Here is a 19,294-nt window from a genome sequence, read left to right as displayed (position 1 = left end):
ACCGCACCTGCAGGCCGCCTTGCCAGATCGTCAGCAAGGCCGGCTGGTCGAGGATCTGGCCGAAGTCGATAGCGCCGTTGTCGCTGGCCAGCTCGAGCGTCAAGCGAAAAGGCTCGGACAAGGCTTCTTCCAGGGTGAACTCGACCACCTCGAACGCCACCTGCGCGGTCAGCACAGAAAAAGTGAACTTCAAATCCCTTTGCCGCATGACACACATCTCCACTTCGTGAAGTGCTCATCCCCCCTGACAACATGACCGATCAGGGATTGCGCATCCGGCACTCGGCTTTCCCGAGTTTCACCCTCTCCAACGGATGAGCGGTGCGCCTTCCCCAGGTCTGCCAGGGGCGCGCGACCCCATCGACCCGCCTGGCAGGCCGATGGGTTGCAACGTTTCGCTGGATTTAGCCGGCGACCGGGGTACGCCAGTCATCGGAGCCCGAAGTACCGGAGACTTCGTGGGTCCAGGTGATCTTGCGGTAGGTGAACTCGACGTCCTCCAGGTGGGTGAAATGCGCGTTCGACGGGTCCTGGCAGTTGTGCATGTAGTCTTTGATGTCGACGATGATCGCGTCTTCCAGGGTGGTGGTGAAGTAGTGCTCCTGGGTGCCGGCGGCAGAGGTGCGGAACCACTGGATTTCGATCTTGCTCAGGCGCTCACCGGAGGTCAGGGCCGCGAGCAGCAGCGGTGAAGCCTTGTCGAAAACCTTGGTGATCTTCACCGGTTTGTGTACCCGTTGGCCGGTGGGCTGACCGGACTGCGGATCGCGGGGGATGATCACTTCATGACTGAAGCCCTGGACCATGACCTGATCTTCGTGACCTTCCTGGTAGGTGTTGCCAACGGAGTCAGCGGTGAAGGCACCGGCGGTGATCAGACCTTGTTTGGTCCCGGTGACGGACATGTACGCTGGGGTTGCCATTGTTGCTCTCCTTGCTTGGACATACGGAAAACCGGAGGCCTGAATGGCCGCCGGGCTCCAGGGACATCTCAAGAGTCATGCCAACTTGCCAATAACCCTTGCCAATCAATCACTTGAAGAAAATGCAGGGTTCAACAGGCTGTTTCCAGCCGAAATTCCCACAGAAAGTGCGCAAGAAGTTGCGCAGTACTGCGCAACTTCTTGCGCACTCCTCTGTACAGCCCAGGCCATCAGGCCTACAGCCATGTGCCCACAGGCTTATCCACATTTGAGTGCGCAACTTCTTGCGCATCAAGGCCAAAAGCCATCAGGGGCAATGCAGGTAACCGGGGGCGGCCAAGGCACGGGCTCACCCGGCGGCTGCCGTCCCCGCCACCCGGCGACTTTAGTTCTGGTCCGATCCTCCGCGCTTCGGGAGTCGGCTATAAAGCTCGCCACAACCTCACCGCGGGCAGGCCGATGAGTTTCGCTTGCCATGCATTGGTGATTTTCCAGTGCTTTTTTCGCTGTTAATCTTGCCGCCATGACCCATGCCTCCTCCCACCGCCCCCACATTGCCTGGACGCTGTATTTCTGCGTGCTGTTCAACGTGTTCGTCTGCGGTCTGGGCCATGGGCAGATGGTCGGGCTGGAGCTCAATGGCGTCGGCGGGCAGTTCTGTTCCGCCATGGGCAACCCGGGCCCGGCGCTGGACGCTGACTTCAGTGATCAGGCCGCCGCCGGCGGGCTGAGCACGTTCATGTGCCCATTGTGCTCGGCAGTGAGCCTGGGCATCGCGCTGCTGTTTTGCCTGGGCTGGATGCTGCGCCGCCAACGCCCGCCACGGCTGGGGGGCGAGCAGCGCAGCAAGGCGCCGCCACGTTATTCCTGGCCTGCGCTCAATCCCCGGGCACCGCCACTGGGCTGACTCGCCCTGGCGACCGCATCAGACGGTCGCGCTTTCTCGTCCTCCGGCATTAGCTGCACGGTCGCTGTGGCGACGGCTGCCGGACGCTGTTCGATGATTTTTTTTCGAGTCCGAGTCCATGAAGTTCCTGTATCGCTCTCCCCGTTGCGCGGCGCTGTGCTGTGCCCTGTCGTTCAATGCCCTGGCCGATGCCCCGCTGCAAATGCCGCAGATGCGCATCAGCGCCGATGAAGCGCCACAAACCGGTCTGCAACTCGATACCCAGACCAGCACCGGCTCGCGCCTGGGCCTGACCCCGCGGGAAACCCCGGCGACGGTCAATGTGGTCAACCGCCAGCAGATCGAGCAGCGCGGCGCTGCCAACACCCAGGACATGCTTGCCAGCGTGCCGGGGATGAACGCCGCCGCGTCACCGGGCGTGCCCGGGTTCGTCTCGTATCGCGGGTTTTCCGGCTCGCAGATCACCCAGCTGTTCAACGGCATCAGCGTGCAATACGACTCCATTGCGGCGCGCCCGGTGGACAGTTGGATCTACGACCGGGTCGAGGCCGTCGGCGGGCCGTCGAGCTTTCTCTATGGCGCCGGCGCCGTGGGCGGTTCGATCAACTACATCACCAAGTTGCCGTCGCGCACCGAGTCGTTCAATGAAGGGCGGGTCAGCTATGGCTCCTACGACAGCCGCGAAACCTCCTTCGGTTTCAACCATGCGCTGAACGACGGGGCAGGGCCGCGGCATTACGCGCGCTTCGATGTCAGTCACACCACCAGCAACGGTTATGTCGACCGCGAGCAGCGCGATGCCTGGACCACGGCGTTTTCCCTGTTGACGGATTTCAACGACCAGCTGTCCCACACCCTGGCTTACGAGTACCAGAACGAAAGCGTCGACAGCCCTTACTGGGGCACGCCGGCGCTGAATCCGCTGGGGGGCAAGATGGAGGTGGACCAGAGCCGGCGCTTCGAGAACTACAACGTCAGCGACGGTCGTTATGAACAGCGGGTGCAATGGCTGCGCTCGATCATCGACTATCAGGTCAATGACCGTACTTCCGTGCGCAACACCCTGTACCACTACAACGCCGACCGCGAATACCGCAACCTGGAAACCTACGCCTACAACAGCAGCAACACCCAGGTGAACCGCTCCGGCATCCTGCTCCAGCGTCACGCTCAGGAGCTCAATGGCAATCGCTTCGAACTGCTGCATCACAACAGCCTGTTCGGCCTCGACAGCCAGTGGTCGGCGGGTATCGATTACAGCCACAACGTGATGAGCAACTACCCGCGCTCGGTGTCGGGCTCGCTGCCTGGGGTCGATCCGGACGCCTTCGATCCGGGCAGCTTCTGGGACTTGCCGGGCATGCAGCGCGGCTTCGAGAAGAACCGCCGCAACCAGGTGGACACCTGGGCCCTGTTCCTGGAAAACCGCCTGCAACTGACCGATCGCCTGTCCCTGCTCAGTGGCCTGCGCCACGACCAGATCGACCTGCAAGTGACCAACTACCGCGCGGTCACCGAGGCCAACCCGGCGTTCTTCCAGCGTAAATACCGGCCCACCACCGGGCGCCTGGGGCTGGTCTATGAGCTGACGCCGGCGGCCAACGTCTACGTGCAATACAGCACCGCCGCCGATCCACCGGCGGGGATTTTGACCACCGCCAGCTACGGTCAGGTGCGCGACTTTGACCTCAGCACCGGCAATCAATGGGAGATCGGCAGCAAGTTCGATTTCCTCGATGGCCGCGGCTCGGCGACCCTGGCCGCCTACCGCATCGAACGCAAGAACCTGTCCACCGCCGATCCGAGCAACCCCGGCAGCAGCCAGCCGGTGGGCCAGCAATCGTCCCGGGGCGTGGAGCTGGCGGGCTCGTTGCGGGTGACGCCCAAGCTGTTGGCCGAAGGCAACTTCGCCTACGTCGACGCCCAATACGATGAGTTCTATGAAAACGTCGGCGGGCGGCCGGTGTCGCGCAAGGGCAACAGCCCCACCAACACCCCGGACAAGGTGGGCAACCTGTGGCTGACCTACGACATTGCCCCGTCCTGGCAGGTCGGGACCGATGCACGCTACGTGTCGTCGATGTACGCCAACGCAGCCAATACTCGCTATGCCCCGGCCTACACGATCTTCGGCGCTTTCGTCGGCTACCAGTTGAATGCCGATACGCGGATCACCGGTCGGGTGCGCAACCTCACCGATCAGGTCTACGCCCGTACCACTGCGCCCACCCAGCTGTACCTGGGGGCGCCGCGGACCTTCGAGCTGGCGCTGCAAACGCGCTTTTAACCTGAGACAGCGGGGCGTCCGATGGCGCCCCGCGCATTTGCGAGCAGCCTGTGATGAAGCGTTACCTGTACCTCTGGCACCGTTGGCTGGGCATAGTGGCCTGCCTGTTCATGGCCCTGTGGTTTATTTCCGGGGTGGTGATGCTGTATGTCGGCTACCCCAAGTTGACCCCCGCCGAGCATCTGGCGCACTTGCCGGCGCTGGTCCTGGACGAGCAAAGCGCCGACCTGGAACAGGTGCTGCATGCCGCCGACCCGCAACATCCGCCTTCGAGCATCCGCCTGACCACGGTGGCCGGCGCGCCCCGTTACATTCTCGAATACCCCGGGCCGCGCAAGGTGGCGATCGAGGCTGATAGCGGCCTGCAGGCGCTGCCCACCGATCGGGTCGAGGCTCTGGCGGCGGCCCGGCAGTTTGCGCCGGGCGTGGCGGTGCGTGATCGCGGGACAGTGAACGGCGACATGTGGAGCCAATCCCGAGCCCTGGACGCCGATCGGCCCTTGCTGCGGGTGGCCACCGCCGATGCCGAACGACGTCTGCTGTATGTTTCCGGCACCACGGGCGAGGTGGTGCGCGATGCCACCGCCACCGAACGTGGCTGGAACTGGATCGGTGCCTGGCTGCACTGGCTGTACCCGCTGCGGGGCATCGGCATCGATGGCGCCTGGGGGCCGATCGTCACTTACCTGTCCCTGGCCGCGACCCTGATGGCCGTGCTCGGCTTGGCGGTGGGCGTGCTGCGCTGGCGCTTCAAACGCACCTATCGCAACGGCTCGCACTCGCCGTACCAGGGTTTTGCCCGCTGGCATCACCTGGGCGGCATGCTGTTCGGTGTGCTGCTGGTCACCTGGATCTTCAGCGGCCTGATGTCGATGAACCCGTGGAAGCTCTTCAGCAGTGCCCAGCCCTTGTCGGTGACGGCCTACCAGGGCGGATCGCTGCACGCGGCGGCTTTCCCCCTGAGTGCGGCCCAGGCCCTGCAGCGCTTTGCCGATGACGGCCTGCAGGCCCGGGAGCTGGAGTGGCGGATGATCGGCGGCCAGGGGTATGTGATTGGCTACGACGGTGCCGGGCGCACGCGGATTCTGGCCATGGCCGAGAACCAAGTGCTGCGTCAGTTCAACCCCGACACCTTGCGGCAGGCGGCCTGGGCCATTCGCCCCGAGCGGCCGATGATCGTCCAGCCACTGGCCGCCTACGATTTCTATTACTACGCTCGGGAGCCCCAGAGCATGATGGGCCACCTGCAGCAGCGCCTGCCGGTGCTGCGGGTGCGCTTCGACGACCCGGCCCAGACCTGGCTGCACCTGGATCTTCACACCGGGGCGATCACCGGGCAGTTGGATCAGCCGCGCCGCGCTTCGCGCTGGCTGTTCGCTCTGTTGCACAGCTGGGACTGGCTGCCGCTGCTGGCCAACCGACCCTTGTGGGACCTGTGGATGATCCTGTTCAGCGCCGCAGGCCTACTGATCAGCGTCAGCGGCGTGGTGCTGGGCTGGCGTCGCCTGGGGCGTTCATTGCGTGCGCGTCGGCGGTGAACGGGGGGAGGGCGCAATACCGCGACCTGGATCAGGGTTATGCAGTATTTGTGTCCCTCCCCGACGATTTAAGCCACCGCTCCCGGCCCCAGCGGTGATAATGCCCGCCTGCTCATTTCCCTACTGCTTCTGGAGCCCGTCGCGCCCATGTTCGTCATCACCCCGCAGGACCCCGAACTCTATCGCCGGCAAACCCGCCGCAGCACCCTGATCATCGCCCTGGTGTTCATCGCCCTGGCCATGCTGTTTTCCAGCGCGGCGGTGGCGGTGTTCGGCCAGCCCGGCGGCGATAACCTGGTGTGGAATGCCGGTGGTGTGTTCACCGGGCTGGTGATCAGCGCCGTGCTGTTGCGCACGGTGTTCTGGACCCAGCCGTGGATGGTCTCGGCGGTCTATGGCTGGCGCCTCAAGCGCAGCCTGATGCGGGTGACCAATGTCATGCATCAGGTCACCGCCGGGGTGGCGGCGCGAGACCCTGCGGCCCTCAAGCTGCTGCGTTTCTATCACCTGGGGCTGACCCAGATGCATCAGCTGGACGCCAACTCCAGCGCCCACGGGCAGATGCATGGCGAAGTGGAGCGCCACCTGGCGCTGCTGGCCGAGCAGGGCATCGACCCGCAACAGGAGCGCCTGGAGGCGCAGTGGCTGGAAGCGGTCAAGGTGCACCAGCCGCGCTGACGTTCAGGTTGATCCGCTAGCCCTGCCTCAGGGCTGCGGATCATCCAGGTAGCGCCACAAGGCCTCGGCCATTTCGTTGGACTGGCCACTGCGGCCAAACAGCTTCTGGCCGATATTCAGCCCCAGCTGGCGATAACTCTCGAACTGCGCTTCGTCGAAGAACTGGTCCACCGTGCTCTGGTTGGGAAAGCCCGGGTTGGCCCGGGCGTAGTTGAGTACGTCCGGTGTCAGCCCGGCGATCAGCCGCGGCTTGAGCACCAGGATCCGGCAGTGGGGTGTGGCTGCGATGTCCGCCTGGGTGTCGGGGCTATGGGCATAGACGTTGAGCAGCAAGGCGCACTTCTGACTGTCGGCGCTCGGTGGCTGGCGAAACTCTTGCTGGCTGGCGAACAGCGCCTTGAGTTGGGGATGGGCCAGCACCCCCGGGTCTTCGCGGATCTCCAGGGCCTGGTCGATGCGCGCCAGGCGCACCAGATTGGCCAGGTCGTCGAACTGGTAATCCGGATCGCAGCCGCTGTCGCAGGTGACGATCAGTTCCACCCCGCGCCCCTCACGCAGCAACTCGTAGGTGGCGGTGTTTTCGAAATGCCCGCCGTCGGATAGGTACTGGTAGTCGCGCCGATGCCCATGAAAGCGCGAGGTCAGCTCATAGAACAGATAGGCCTGGGTGCTGAAGTAGGTCCAGGGCGTCAGGTCACGGGGCACCCAATGTTGCTGTCCGGGATCGACGAAGTGGCTGGGCCACCAGATGCCCAGGCGTATGTTGGCCAGTCCCAGGATCAGCGACATGCCCAGGCTGTTGGCTCGCCCCAGGCCGGTGCTGAAGGCGGCGCCGGAGACGCCAATCCACTGGCCCAGGCTCAGGGGACTCATGATTTCCGAGGTCGGGCCCTGGCTCAGGTCACGGCGGTAGGGCTTGCCATCGAGGGTGTAGCGTTCCGCCGGACCGTCGCTGGCGACGCCGCCTTCGGCTGCGGGAGCCCAGTTCGGCGCGATACACAGCGGCTTGCCCTTGCGGTCGCGCTGCACCAGTTGCTCGGCGGGGTCCACCGTCAGGTTCATGGTGACGTTGATCAGGTGCACCGGTCCGGCACTGGGGGTGGCGTAGTACTGCTGCAGCGACAGGTCGTCGCTGGACATCGGCTCGGCCACGCTGAGGTAGGTGCGGCGCTGCTGTGGCGGGCCGTTGAAGCGCCGGCCATTGGACGCGCCGAGGTAGGCGCGGGTCAGCCGGGCGCTGTAGAAGGCCTGGAGCGACGAGGTGTTGAGAAAGCCGATGAAGCGCCCACTGACGCAAACCAGCAAGGCCGTCACCAGGCTCAAGGCCAGCAGGCGCCAGACTGCAGCGGCGCTGTAGCTGATGGCGCCACCGTCATGGGCGATCCATTGCACCAGCAGCGCCCAGCACAGGCACAGCAGGCTCAACAGCAGGCATCCGGCAACCAGCGCCAGTACATCCAGGGGCAGTTTGCGCATCCAGTCGGGCAGCGGTTTTTCATCCTTGAGCAGCACCAGGCGGCGCACCAGCCACACCAGCACCGCCAGCAGCAGGGGCGTGGCCAGGGCCTGATAGTCCAGCAGGTAGCGATACAGTGCCTGGGCACCGGTCACCAGCAAGGCCAGGAAACCGAGAATGGCCACCGCCGCCATGGCCCGCCCCAGGGCGCGGGTGATCTGCACCCGGTAGTTGCGCACACAGTTGTTGCAGATGCTGTCCTTGGCTGGGTCTCGGTGATCCGCCAGCCGGCGGACCAGCCGGTGGGTGATCAGCAGCGCATTGCTGCCGACCAGCGCGGCCGACAGGGCCAGGGTGCCCACCACCTGCCATTGGGCCAGGTCATAGGCCAGGGCGCCGCCGATCCACAGGCCGGTGACGATGGCCAGCATGAAGCGAAATGCCGGGTTGCCAAGGTTGGGTGGCTGGTCCAGGTCGCCTTGGGGGATCACCAGCCAGTACGCCACGGCGCAGGGCAGGGCGAACAGCAGGGCAGCCATCAGCGGCCACAGCAGCAGGCTGGCCTGGCTCAGCACCTGGAACAGGGTCAGCAGGCTGAGCATCAACAGGATCGGCATGCCGATCATGGCGTGCAGCGACAGCCAGTTGCGCCAGGTCATGGCCAGGGCATAGAGCATGTCGCCGGAGCCGGTGGGCGTCAGGTAGCGGCCGTTTTCCCGCAGCCAGGCTCCCGGTCCCCGGCCCACGGGCTGCTGGGCGTAGTCGACGCCGGTGCTGATACGTCCCGGCGGCTCGAAGCGCAGTGCCTGGTAGGCATCGCGGGCGGCCTGGCCCACGGGGTCCTGGAGGTCTCGGTCGCGCAGGCGTCCGGGGAGGAACAGGCTGGAGAAGAAACTGCCGATATAGCCGCCGCCACTGACCGTGGACAGGTAGTCGATGCGCGACAGCAGGCTGTGCTCTGTGGCGGTTTCGGGTACTGGCTGGAGTGGGGGCGTGGAGGGCGTCGCCGGTGCCGGCGCCCGGGCCATGGCTTGCAGGACGCCGAGGCAGAAGGTGGCGCTGCGGATGCCGCCACCGGACAGTGCCAGGCCCCAGTTGCCACGCTGGGGCGTGGTTTGCCCGGGGGCTTGCTGATGCAGGCTCAGGCGTCTGAAACGAATGCGCTGTTGCTCGATCTGGTACGGGTTCGCGTCGGATGTCATGGGCCTTCCTTGGGAGACGGAGGGGGCAGGATCTGGGGGAGCCCTGGATCGGTTGCCCCGGCGAGCGCCCAGCAGAATACCGGATGCGCTGGCTCCGGTGGGCGACACCGGCGCAAGTCGGGAGGGCTGACCGGGCATGTGGCGGATGCAAGGGGTGAAGGCGCTTGATGCGTCTGGCGCATGGAAAAAACAACCCTGGTTATAACGTTAGATTTTATTCATATAAATGGACATAAGCTTTAGCCGCTATGCTGCCGCCAGTTTTTGACCTGGCCGTGTGATTTGTAGGGTTTTATTGATGGATGTGGGTAATTTCGGTTTTGTAATCGCAGGCCTGGTAGTGGGATTCATCGTGGGCATGACCGGGGTGGGCGGCGGCTCGCTGATGACCCCGATCCTGCTCTGGTTCGGCATCAACCCCGCCACCGCAGTGGGCACTGACCTGCTGTACGCCGCCATCACCAAGTCCGGTGGGGTGCTGGTGCATCAGAAAAACCGCAATATCGACTGGCGCATCACCGGCTGGCTGACCCTGGGCAGCGTGCCGGCGGTGCTGGCCACCCTATGGTTCTTGAACAACCTGGACTCCGATCCCCAGGCCTTGAACGCGGTGATCAAGCAGGGGCTGGGGTTCGTCCTGCTGCTCACGGCCCTGGCCATTGTCTTCAAGAAGAAGCTCATGGCCTTCGCCCAGCGCCACGGTAGCGACTATCAGCCAAGCCCCCGCGGTCTCAATGGCCTGACGGTGGTCACCGGGCTGATCCTCGGCACCATGGTCGCGCTGACCTCCATTGGTGCCGGCGCCCTGGGCACTGTGGCGCTGTTCATCCTCTATCCGTTCCTGGCCACCAAGCGCCTGGTGGGCACCGAAATCGCCCACGCCGTGCCCCTGACCCTGGTGGCCGGCCTGGGCCATGCCAGCATGGGCAACATGGACTGGCACCTGCTGGGGTTCCTGCTGGTGGGTTCGCTGCCGGGGATCTGGATCGGCAGCCACATGACCGGACGGATCTCCGACGAGATCCTGCGGCCGTGCCTGGCGGTCATGCTGTTTTCCATCGGCTACAAGCTGGCTTTCTGATTCCTCTGCGGCCGGGCCAGTTCAGGCCCGGCGATACAGCGCCAGAAACCCCGCCAGCGAGAGCATGGCCGCGCCGCAGCATTGATTGAGCCGGCGCATGCCGGTCTGGGTGAGGAACTTCGCCGCCTGCACTCCGCCGGCGGCATACAGCCCCATCACCAGCACTTCCACCAGCGCGGTGACCAGCGCCAGGGTGGCGTACTGGGCGAAGACCGGCTGGGCGGGATCGACGAATTGCGGCAGGAAGGCAGTGAAGAACAGCAGCACCTTGGGGTTGGTCATGGCCACCGAGAAACTACGACGGAACACCTCGCCACGTCGCGAGCCGGCCCGCACCTGCTGCTCGCCCAGGGCCTGGGGCGTGCTGCGCCAGATCTGGATGCCAAGCCAGGCCAGGTAGCACACGCCGACCCACTTCAAGACCATGAACAACTGCTGCGAGGCCATCAGCATGGCCCCCAGGCCCAGGCCCACCGCGGCAATGATCAGCACATCCGAGAGCGCCGCACCGGCCATGCCCACCGCCACCAGCTGGCGATTGCGCGAGGTGCCGTTGGCCATGGCCAGCAGCGAAGTGGGGCCGGGGATCACGGCGCCGATAAAGCAGCTTGAGGTGTAGAGCAGCAGGGTCGTGGTGTTCATCGAGGCGTTCTCGTCAGGCCGATGGGCGTTGCGTTGACGGAGGATGCCCCAAGCCCGGCGTGGTTTAAAGGCATCAGGAGGATTCCCGGTGACAGATCTGAAACGGCCTTCGAGGCAGCTAACTTCCGTGGATTCCAGGGGTCAGTTATCCTGCGCAGGCCTTTGTTTGGCAGTGCTGCCCCTTTTTTCCTTGTGTGATGCGGTCCATGACTATTTCCTCTTCTGATGGTGCAGCTCCCCAGACCTGGCGTGGCGGCGAGACCGGTGCCGCCATCCGCCAGTTCGATTGGTCGCAGACTGCGGTGGGCCCCCGGGAGCATTGGCCGAGCCTGCTGCACAGCACCTTGGGCCTGGTGCTCGAATCCCCTGAAAGTCTGTACCTGCTATGGGGCCCGCAGAAGCAGTTCTTTTTCAACGACGCCTATCGTCCGGTACTGGGGCCGCGTCTGGCCAATGCCCTGGGGCAGACCATCGAGACGCTCTGGGCCGATGCCTGGCCGGATGTGCAGCCCATGGTCGAGCAGGCGTTTCGCGGCCAGGCCTGTCGTCACGAAGACCTGCCGGTGAACATGCAGCGCTATCCCGGAGAGGAACTGACCTGGTGGTCGTTTTCCATGAGCCCGGTATTCGACGAGCGCCAGGAGCAGGTGCTGGGGGTGCTCTGCCACACCGTGGAAACCACCGCACGGGTGCGCCTGGGGCTGCATGCCCGGCTCACCGAGGCGCGCCTGCGGGAGACCCGCGAGCTCAATACCCGGGTGCTGGCCAGCAGCAATGACTGCATCAAGGTGCTGGACCTCGATGGTCAGTTGTCGTTCATGAGCGAGGGTGGCCTGCGGGTCATGGAGGTCAGTGACTTCAACGCCATTGCCGGCTGCCCCTGGCCGGACTTCTGGCAGGGCCAGGGCAACCTCGACGCCCAGGCCGCCATCGCCGCCGCCCAGGCCGGGGAGTCGGCGCGGTTCCAGGGCGCCGCCAATACCCTGGCCGGCAACGCCAAGTGGTGGGATGTGCAAGTCACGCCGATGCTCGATGAGGCCGGTCAGCCGGAGAAGATCCTCTGCATTTCCCGGGACATCACCGCTACCCGCGAGGCCGAGGAGCAATTGCGCCGCCTCAACGAGTCCCTGGAACAGCGAGTCCAGGAGCGTACCCAGGAACGCGACCGGATCTGGCAACTGTCCACCGACCTGATGCTGGTGGCGGATTTCAACGGGCGCATCGTCGCCGTGAACCCGGCCTGGACCCGATTGCTGGGCTGGCAGCGGCACGAACTCGAAGGCAGCAGCTTCTACGATTTTATCCACCCCCAGGACAGCGTGGCGGCGGTCAACGCCTGTACCGAACTGGCTCTGGGCCAGAGTTTTTCACGGGTGGAAAACCGCTTTCGGCACAAGGACGGCAGCTATCGCTGGGTGTCCTGGAGTGCCGTGCCCGACCCTCAGCACCTGCATGCCGTGGGGCGTGACATTCAGGCCGAGCGTGAAGCCGCGCAGGCGCTGCGCAAGACCGAAGACATCCTGCGCCAGGCACAGAAGATGGAGGCGGTGGGGCAACTGACCGGTGGTGTCGCCCACGACTTCAACAACCTGCTGACGGTGATCCGCTCGTCCACCGACTTGCTGCGGCGCAACCTCAGCGAGGAGCGCCGGCAGCTGTACATCGATGCCATTTCCGACACCGTGGATCGCGCCAGCAAACTCACCGGCCAGCTCCTGGCCTATGCCCGCCAGCAGAATCTGCGCCCGGAAACCTTCGATGTCGGCGTCAGCGTGCAACTGCTGGCACAGATGATCAATCCGCTGATCGGCGCCTGCATCGAACTGCGTATCGAACTGCCGCAGCAATCGTGCTGCATCCATGCCGATGCCGGCCAGTTCGATACCGCGCTGATCAATATGGCGGTCAATGCCCGGGATGCCATGCAGGGCGAGGGCCTGCTGGTGATAGCCGTGGAACGGGTCGGGCAGATTCCCGCCAGCACCAGCCAGGGCGCCCAGAACGGTGACTTTGTCGCGGTGTCTCTGACCGATACCGGCGCCGGCATCGACCCGCAGCAGATCGAGCGGATCTTCGAGCCCTTCTTCACCACCAAGGAGGTGGGCAAGGGCACCGGGCTGGGCCTGTCCCAGGTGTTCGGTTTTGCCAAGCAGTCCGGCGGCGGCCTGGTGGTTCACAGCCAGCCGGGGCAGGGCACGCGCTTTACCTTGTACCTGCCGCGCTCCGAAGCCGTGGTCAGCCCGTCAGCACCCGCTTGCCCGGGGCCGCTGCTGGTGGATGGCCAGGGCGCCACGCTGCTGGTGGTGGAAGACAATCCCGAGGTGGGCGTGCTGTTGGCCCAGGCCTTGAACGAGCTGGGCTACCAGACCGAATGGGCCACCAGCGCCATCGAGGCGCTGCGTCGCCTGAGCCAGGAACCGGGGGTGTTCCAGGCGGTGTTTTCCGATGTGGTGATGCCCGGCATGAGCGGCATCGAACTGGCCACCCGCATCCGCAGTGATTACCCCGGACTGCCGGTGATCCTCACCAGCGGCTATAGCCCGGCCCTGGCCCAGGGCCAGACCCGGGAGTTCGTGTTCCTGCAGAAACCCTACTCGGTGGCGGCCCTGGCCCAGGCCTTGAGTGCCGCGATCGGCAACGACCTGCCGCTGTGACACAGGCCGCCGCTTAGGGCTGGTGGCTGCCCTTCATCCATTCCTGGGCCGAGCGCCACAGGCAGATCCCCAGAAAATAGGCCGAAGCCGCCAGCCACAGGCCCATGATCGGCGGGCTGTGCAACGGGTGGCTGAGGATCAGCAGCGCGCCGCTGAGCAGCCAGACGAACGTCACGATGATGTTCAGCGGCATCCACTTGCGCACCCGGAATGGATGCAGGAACTGCACCCGGGTGGCGGTCAGCAGGGCCAGGGCGAAGATGCTCAGCAAGCTCAGCCAGGGGCCGGGCTCGATCAGGTAGAAGCACAGGGCGACCACATTCCAGGCGGCGGGAAAACCCTGGAAGTAGTTGTCGTGGCTCTTCATGTTGACGTTGCAGAAGCACAACAGCGACGACAGCAGGATCAGTGAGGTGGCCAGCAGCGCGCTGTACTCCGGCAGAGGAATGTAGCGGTAGATGAACAACGCCGGGATGAACACATAGGTCAGGTAGTCGATCACCAGGTCGAGCACCGAACCGTCAATGTTGGGCAGCACCGAGCGGGTGTTGACCTTGCGCGCCAGGGAGCCGTCGACGCCATCCACCAGCAGCGCCACCCCCAGCCACAACAGGCAGGCCTTGGGCTGGTTGTCGAACAGTGCCAGGGTGGCGAGCAGGGCGCTGACCACTCCGGTGGCGGTGAAGCCATGGGCGCCCCAGGCTTTGATTCTGGCGATTTGCAGGGTCGATATCACGGGGCGTTTCTCCGGCGGCTGTGGTTCCCGGACGACCAGCGGTGTGCACGCGGCGGTGCTGGTCCAGGTTGCAGTTATCGACCGGAAAGCCTGGCAGAAGGTTCAGCGCCACCCCTGAATCAGGCTCGATGCGGGCCTTGCGGTCCTTGTCGCTATCCAGGAAGGCGGGCGTTGCACAGCTGGCCGAGGTCAACGGTCGAGGGGGATTTCCTGAGTCTAGGCGCCATGGCCGAAGCGACAAGAAAAACGCCACCTGGCGCTGAACACCGGTGGCGTTTTTTATTGGCTGCCCCCGAGGGGCGTGATGCTGCGCTGCTCGGTTACTTCGTTGCCTCCAGGGCACTGAGGAGCGCATGGGCGGCCTTGATCCGTTCCTCGTTGGGGTAGTTCTTGTTGGCCAGCAGGACAATGCCAATCTGTTGGCTCGGGACAAACAGCACGTAGGCGCCGAAGCCGCTGGTGGAACCGGTCTTGTTGTACAAGGCGTCGGCCTTGGGCGGTTGGGCCGGAGTCAGCCACTGCACCGGGTGCGGTTCGAGGGCCATTGGCGTCGAGTTGCCTGCCAGCAGCCGTGCCAGGGGCACCGGGTAGGCGTAGCGCTCCCAGCCCAGGCCCTGGGTCATGTCGCCGACCCGGTAATAGCCGCTCTGGGTGCTGGCGATGGCTTTTTGCAGGGTGTCGTCCAACGGCTGCGGTTGCAGGTTATCGGCAACGAACTGCAGCAGGTCCGGGGCACTGGTCTTGACCCCGTAGGCCTCGGCATCCAAGGGGCCGGGGCTGACCCGGATCGGCTTGTTCTGCTTGTCATAGCCCTGGGCGTAGTGGGCCTGCTGGTCCTTGGGCACCTGGAGGTAGCTGTGCTTGAGCCCCAGTTTGGGGAACAGGCTCTTTTCCAGCAGTTGAGCGTACGGTTGGCCCAGGCTGCGGGCAGCGAGGTAGCCGAACAGGCCGATGCTGGGGTTGGAATACAGACGCTGGGTGCCCGGGCTGAAGGTGGGCTTCCAGGTGTTGTAGTAATCCAGGGTCTTGTCCTCGCCCTGGACGTCGTCGGGGAACTGCAGCGGCAGGCCGCCGGCGCTGTAGGTGCCCAACTGCAACAGACTGATGCCGTCGAAGGCGCTGCCGCGCAGGGCCGGCCAGTACTGGCTGGCGTGGTCCTCAAGGGCCAGCTTGCCGCTGGCCTGGGCGTAGCCGGCCAGGGTCGCGCTGAAGGTCTTGCTCACCGAACCCACTTCGAACAGGGTGTCGTTGTCCACCGGCTGTTGATTGTCCTTGGAGGCAATGCCGTAGTTAAAGTAATGTCGCTTGCCGTTGGCGATGATCGCGACCGCCATGCCGGGAATGCCCTGCTGGTGCATCAGCGGACGGATGGTGGCGTCCACGGTGGTTTTCAGACGGCTGTCCTGGGTGTTCTCGGCCAGGGCGTCGACGCTGCCCAGGAGCAGTACGCAGGCGCTGATGATGCCCAATCCGGTTAAGGTTCTTTGGCGCATGATGGTTTGTTTTCCATGGGTTCTGATTTTTTTTTGCCGCCTATTCCCAGCGGCTTTTCGGCCTTGGGGTTCTTTGCCGGAACCCCGGAGCGCAGTGCTCGCGAAGTCTTCCCGATAAGGGAGAGGGTGGTCAGCACTGCGCGAGCGAGGCCAATGTAGGCAGTCTGCGCAGGATCGGCAAACGACGATATTTCGCAGGAGCCATTAGAAAAACTAGGGAATGCCCATGCTCCGTCCACATCTGCCCTTGAACGCGCTGCGGGCTTTCGAAGCCTCGGCCCGTCATTTGAGTTTCACCCGCGCCGCCATCGAGCTCTGTGTGACCCAGGCGGCGGTCAGCCATCAGGTCAAGAGCCTGGAGGCCCAGCTCAACGTCACCCTGTTCAAGCGCTTGCCCCGGGGGCTGATGCTGACCAGCGAAGGGGAGACCCTGCTGCCGGTGCTGCGGGACTGCTTCGACCGCATCGCTCAGACCCTGGGACGCTTCGAGGGTGGGCACTACCGCGAAGTGCTGACGGTGGGGGCCGTAGGCACCTTTGCCGTGGGCTGGCTGTTGCCGCGCCTGGGGGATTTCCAGGCGCGCTATCCCTTTGTCGACCTGCGCCTGAGTACCAACAACAACCGTGTCGACGTGGCCGCCGAGGGCCTGGACTACGCCATCCGTTTTGGCACGGGAGCCTGGCACGGCATCGAGGCCCTGGAGCTGTTGCAGGCGCCGCTGTCGGTGTTGTGCATACCGCAGATTGCCCATCAGTTGCACAGCCCGGCGGACCTGTTGGGCCAGACCCTGTTGCGCTCCTACCGCACCGATGAATGGCCGCAATGGTTCCAGGAGGCGGGACTGGGCGGCGGCAGTCCCTTGCCCCAGAGCATTGTTTTCGACTCTTCCCTGGGCATGCTCGAAGCGGCGCTGCAAGGACTGGGGGTGGCCCTGGCGCCGCCGCTGATGTTCGAGCGACAGTTGGCCAGCGGGGCGGTGGTCCAGCCGTTCGAGATCGGCATTGTCACCGGCAGCTACTGGCTGACCCGTTTGCAGTCCCGGGCCGAAACCGCCGCCATGGGTGCGTTCAAGGGCTGGCTGCTGGAAACTGCTGGTGCCTAGGAGGGAGACGAGGATGTCGGTGTTCAAAGGCCAGGAGCAGGAGCATGACCCGGATGCGATCGCGCGGCCGGTCTGTGCTCTGCGCATTTCAAGCCAGGACAAGCGCTGGGAACGGCCGTGGCACAGCCACCGCAAGGCGCAGTTGCTGTTCCCCCTGTCCGGGGTACTCAGTTGCGAGAGCGCCGAGGGCCTGTGGCTGGCGCCGCCGCAGTGCGCGGTGTGGATTCCCAGCGCCATCGAACACCGGGTCCAGGGGCTGGAGAACGCTCAGGGCTACTGCCTGTTCGTCGAACCCGAGCATGCCCGATCTCTGCCGCTGGCCTGCTGCACCCTGGCAGTGTCGCCGCTGTTGCAGGAGCTGCTGCGGCGTTGTGCGCAATTGCCCGTTCTGTATGACCAGCAGGGCGCCGAAGGGCGGTTGATGGCCGTAGCCCTGGACGAGCTGGCTGCTGCGCCGCGGGAGCAGATCCACCTGCCCATGCCCCGGCATGAACAGCTGCGGCGCCTGGCCCAGCAGATTCTCGAACAGCCCGGGCAGCGCCACAGCCTGGAGCATTGGGCGGCGCTGATCGGCCTCAGCGAACGCAGCCTGAGCCGCCTGATCGTGGCCGAGACGGGCCTGAGCTTCGGTCGCTGGCAGCGCCAGTTGCACATCCTCCTGGGGCTCAAGCAATTGGGCCAGGGCGACGCGGTGGAACGTGTGGCGCTGGCCCTGGGCTATGACAGTGCCAGCGCCTTTATCCGCATGTTCAAGAAAGCCGTCGGCCAGCCGCCCGGGCGTTTCTTTGCCGAACGCCGCCAAGCCCTGGAGAACGACCAACCCCTGTAGCTGCTGCCAAGCCTGCGAGGCAGCGCAAAGGCCCTGGGGAGATGTCGAGCACCCGCGCTCTCAAGATTGCCGCGGCCGTTGCGCGCTCGTGCGCAGCCTGCGGCAGCGGTGACACCTGACGCTGTAATCGCTTGGCTGGATTGGTCAATAACTTGTCAATCTCGACTGATGCGGACAGTTCTTTTCAGGAAGATGATAAGCATTCTTGTTTGTCAGCTCTCTTGAGGTGTTCCCATGTACTTCGATCATCAGCATTTCCCCCTGGTCTGGATGCGTCGCGCCGAGGGCGTCGAGCAGCCTGGAAACACTCCTTTCCAGCAATTGGAGGCACTAATGCAGCGCGGTCAGGCTTTTGTCCTGATGAGCGATGCCATGCCTGACCCCGCGCAGCGCAACAGTGTGCAGAGCAAGGAACGGCTCAAGCAGGGTTCGTTGTGGATGAAGCGCAACAAGGCGGCGATCCGCCGCTGGATCAAGGCAATGATCGTCATCGCCCCGGAGCCTGAGGCCCAGGCCGGGGTCGAGGCGTTTGCCGATACCTATGAAAAGTTCTGGGGTTACCCGCTGCTGCACAGTGCCTCGCAGCAGGCCGCCGCCGCTATGGCCCAGCAATTGCTGGTCACAGCCCGGGTCAACCAGCACAACTGGTAGGGCTTTGGCTTCAATGACGCAGGTGTTCGGGGATGTTCGCGGTGATCACCTTGCCCATGCTGATCCGTGGTTCAACCTGATACCCCAGGGCCTGGTAGAAACCCTGCACCGCGACGTTGCTGCTGAGGATCTGCAGGTTGATCTTCAGGCAACCGCGGGCCTGCAGGGCCTGTTCGCCATGGTGCACCAGCGCCCGGCCGGTGCCGAGCCGGCGCTGGTGCGGGTCTACCGCCAGAGAGTAGAGCCAGCCGCGGTGGCCGTCGTAGCCGGCCATCAGGGTGCCGATGACCTGTTCTTCGTCCAGGGCGACGAAGAACAGCCCGTCATCCACCGCGAGCTTGCGATCGATGGCCAGGTCAGGGGTGTTGTGGGCGGTGTCATAACCGAAGGCGCGGTTCCACAGATCGATCACGGGTTGGCGATGGTGGGCGTTGCTGTATTCGACGAGTTGGATCAAGGCGTGGGCTCGCTAAAAAGGGGGGCATAGGGGGGGCGGTGGCCGGGTTTCAGTCCTGGTGGCCGGGCCAGGTTTCGGTGGGAAAGTAGGCCTCCAGCCCCGGTTCCTTGTGATCCACACCGTCCCGGGTCCAGTAGCAGCTCAAGCGCGAGTAGTTGTCCAGATCGCCGCGCACCAGGCAGGTGGCGTCGTGCCCTGGCCAGCTGAAGCGCAGCACATCGGCCTCGGCCATGGTGGCCCGCTCCACCTTGCCGATGGCGGTGGTGGTCTTGCCGTCGATGGTCCTGACCAGGGTCAGGGCCTGGTTTTCAAAGCGGATCACCGCCGTGCCCGAGTAGGTCGGGCCGCCATCCGGCTCCTTGCCGATCAGCATGAACTGGCCGGGCACCAGGCTGTAGTAGACATGGGGTTCGGCCGGGTCTGCGGCCTGCAGCCAGGCGCTCGCCAGCAGCGTGCCCAGGGCAAGGCCCAGGCGTAAGACATGGTTCATCGGGGCTCACTCCTGTCGAGACGAGTGGGCATGATTCCAGACTCGGGTGAGCAGATAAATACCCGCGGCAGGCGTTTAGCGGAGACTTGGCAGTCACCTGACCTGCTTAAGCCATCCACGGTCTGAGACGCTGCCCATGGCGCTTGCAGGAGAAAGCGCCATGGGCAG

The 19,294-nt window shown here is 64.6% G+C and carries 17 protein-coding genes; 9 read left to right on the top strand and 8 right to left on the bottom strand.

What is annotated here, in order from left to right; all coding sequences use genetic code 11:
* The coding region (locus tag FW796_RS19510; RefSeq protein ID WP_446439824.1) for a hypothetical protein at window positions 1-208 on the bottom strand (208 nt) is incomplete at its 3' end.
* 196 nt (window positions 209-404) lie between these two features.
* Window positions 405-923 carry an Hcp family type VI secretion system effector gene (locus FW796_RS19505; RefSeq protein WP_025129830.1) on the bottom strand — a complete coding sequence of 173 codons (519 nt, stop codon included), beginning with the start codon at window positions 921-923 and terminating at the stop codon, window positions 405-407.
* A 523-nt stretch (window positions 924-1,446) separates the two neighbouring features.
* Here FW796_RS19505 and FW796_RS19500 point away from each other — a divergent pair.
* From FW796_RS19500 to FW796_RS19485, 4 genes are all read left to right on the top strand, one after another.
* Entirely contained in the window at window positions 1,447-1,830 is a 384-nt protein-coding gene (locus FW796_RS19500; protein ID WP_346635202.1) for a DUF2946 family protein, read from the top strand.
* Between the two features lie 118 nt (window positions 1,831-1,948).
* Window positions 1,949-4,117 (top strand): TonB-dependent receptor, encoded by a 2,169-nt coding sequence (locus FW796_RS19495; RefSeq protein WP_446439823.1) that lies wholly within the window; start codon window positions 1,949-1,951, stop codon window positions 4,115-4,117.
* A gap of 53 nt (window positions 4,118-4,170) precedes the next feature.
* A complete protein-coding gene (locus FW796_RS19490; RefSeq protein WP_346635200.1) occupies window positions 4,171-5,655 on the top strand; it encodes a PepSY-associated TM helix domain-containing protein in 1,485 nt (494 codons plus the stop codon).
* A gap of 147 nt (window positions 5,656-5,802) precedes the next feature.
* Window positions 5,803-6,333, top strand: coding sequence for a DUF3087 family protein (locus tag FW796_RS19485; protein ID WP_446439822.1), 531 nt, complete (start codon window positions 5,803-5,805; stop codon window positions 6,331-6,333).
* Window positions 6,334-6,360: 27 nt separating this feature from the next.
* Here the strand turns inward: FW796_RS19485 and FW796_RS19480 are convergent, their stop codons facing one another.
* Window positions 6,361-8,991 carry a hypothetical protein gene (locus tag FW796_RS19480; protein ID WP_446439821.1) on the bottom strand — a complete coding sequence of 877 codons (2,631 nt, stop codon included), beginning with the start codon at window positions 8,989-8,991 and terminating at the stop codon, window positions 6,361-6,363.
* 298 nt (window positions 8,992-9,289) lie between these two features.
* Here FW796_RS19480 and FW796_RS19475 point away from each other — a divergent pair, with 298 nt between their 5' ends.
* Window positions 9,290-10,072 carry a sulfite exporter TauE/SafE family protein gene (locus tag FW796_RS19475; RefSeq protein WP_446439820.1) on the top strand — a complete coding sequence of 261 codons (783 nt, stop codon included), beginning with the start codon at window positions 9,290-9,292 and terminating at the stop codon, window positions 10,070-10,072.
* Window positions 10,073-10,093: 21 nt separating this feature from the next.
* Here FW796_RS19475 and FW796_RS19470 read toward each other — a convergent pair whose 3' ends face one another.
* Window positions 10,094-10,714 carry a LysE family translocator gene (locus FW796_RS19470; RefSeq protein ID WP_446439819.1) on the bottom strand — a complete coding sequence of 207 codons (621 nt, stop codon included), beginning with the start codon at window positions 10,712-10,714 and terminating at the stop codon, window positions 10,094-10,096.
* Between the two features lie 206 nt (window positions 10,715-10,920).
* On the opposite strand from FW796_RS19470, the gene FW796_RS19465 reads away from it, so the two are divergent.
* A complete protein-coding gene (locus tag FW796_RS19465; RefSeq protein WP_346635195.1) occupies window positions 10,921-13,368 on the top strand; it encodes a PAS domain-containing protein in 2,448 nt (815 codons plus the stop codon).
* A 13-nt stretch (window positions 13,369-13,381) separates the two neighbouring features.
* Here the strand turns inward: FW796_RS19465 and pcsA are convergent, their stop codons facing one another.
* Together pcsA and ampC are read right to left on the bottom strand one after the other, a co-directional pair.
* Window positions 13,382-14,104 carry a phosphatidylcholine synthase gene (pcsA, locus tag FW796_RS19460; RefSeq protein WP_446439818.1) on the bottom strand — a complete coding sequence of 241 codons (723 nt, stop codon included), beginning with the start codon at window positions 14,102-14,104 and terminating at the stop codon, window positions 13,382-13,384.
* Between the two features lie 320 nt (window positions 14,105-14,424).
* Complete coding sequence (gene ampC, locus FW796_RS19455) at window positions 14,425-15,597, bottom strand: class C beta-lactamase (protein ID WP_346635193.1); 1,173 nt, start codon at window positions 15,595-15,597, stop codon at window positions 14,425-14,427.
* A gap of 226 nt (window positions 15,598-15,823) precedes the next feature.
* Between ampC and FW796_RS19450 the strand changes: the two genes are divergently transcribed.
* The 3 genes from FW796_RS19450 to FW796_RS19440 all read left to right on the top strand — a co-directional run bounded on the left by FW796_RS19450 (window position 15,824) and on the right by FW796_RS19440 (window position 18,179).
* Window positions 15,824-16,699 carry a LysR substrate-binding domain-containing protein gene (locus FW796_RS19450; protein WP_346635192.1) on the top strand — a complete coding sequence of 292 codons (876 nt, stop codon included), beginning with the start codon at window positions 15,824-15,826 and terminating at the stop codon, window positions 16,697-16,699.
* 13 nt (window positions 16,700-16,712) lie between these two features.
* The gene (locus FW796_RS19445) at window positions 16,713-17,528 is read left to right on the top strand and encodes an AraC family transcriptional regulator (protein WP_446439817.1); all 816 of its coding nucleotides are present in this window, start codon (window positions 16,713-16,715) and stop codon (window positions 17,526-17,528) included.
* A gap of 234 nt (window positions 17,529-17,762) precedes the next feature.
* Window positions 17,763-18,179, top strand: a complete 417-nt coding sequence (locus tag FW796_RS19440) for a hypothetical protein (RefSeq protein ID WP_123727826.1) — start codon at window positions 17,763-17,765, stop codon at window positions 18,177-18,179.
* Window positions 18,180-18,189: 10 nt separating this feature from the next.
* Here the strand turns inward: FW796_RS19440 and FW796_RS19435 are convergent, their stop codons facing one another.
* Together FW796_RS19435 and FW796_RS19430 are read right to left on the bottom strand one after the other, a co-directional pair.
* Window positions 18,190-18,636 carry a GNAT family acetyltransferase gene (locus FW796_RS19435; RefSeq protein WP_346635190.1) on the bottom strand — a complete coding sequence of 149 codons (447 nt, stop codon included), beginning with the start codon at window positions 18,634-18,636 and terminating at the stop codon, window positions 18,190-18,192.
* 49 nt (window positions 18,637-18,685) lie between these two features.
* Entirely contained in the window at window positions 18,686-19,126 is a 441-nt protein-coding gene (locus tag FW796_RS19430) for a hypothetical protein (protein ID WP_346635189.1), read from the bottom strand.
* Between the last annotated feature and the right edge of the window lie 168 nt (window positions 19,127-19,294).

This window comes from Pseudomonas sp. 910_21 (genome assembly GCF_052850735.1).
This window is presented reverse-complemented; position numbering and strand designations above follow the sequence as displayed.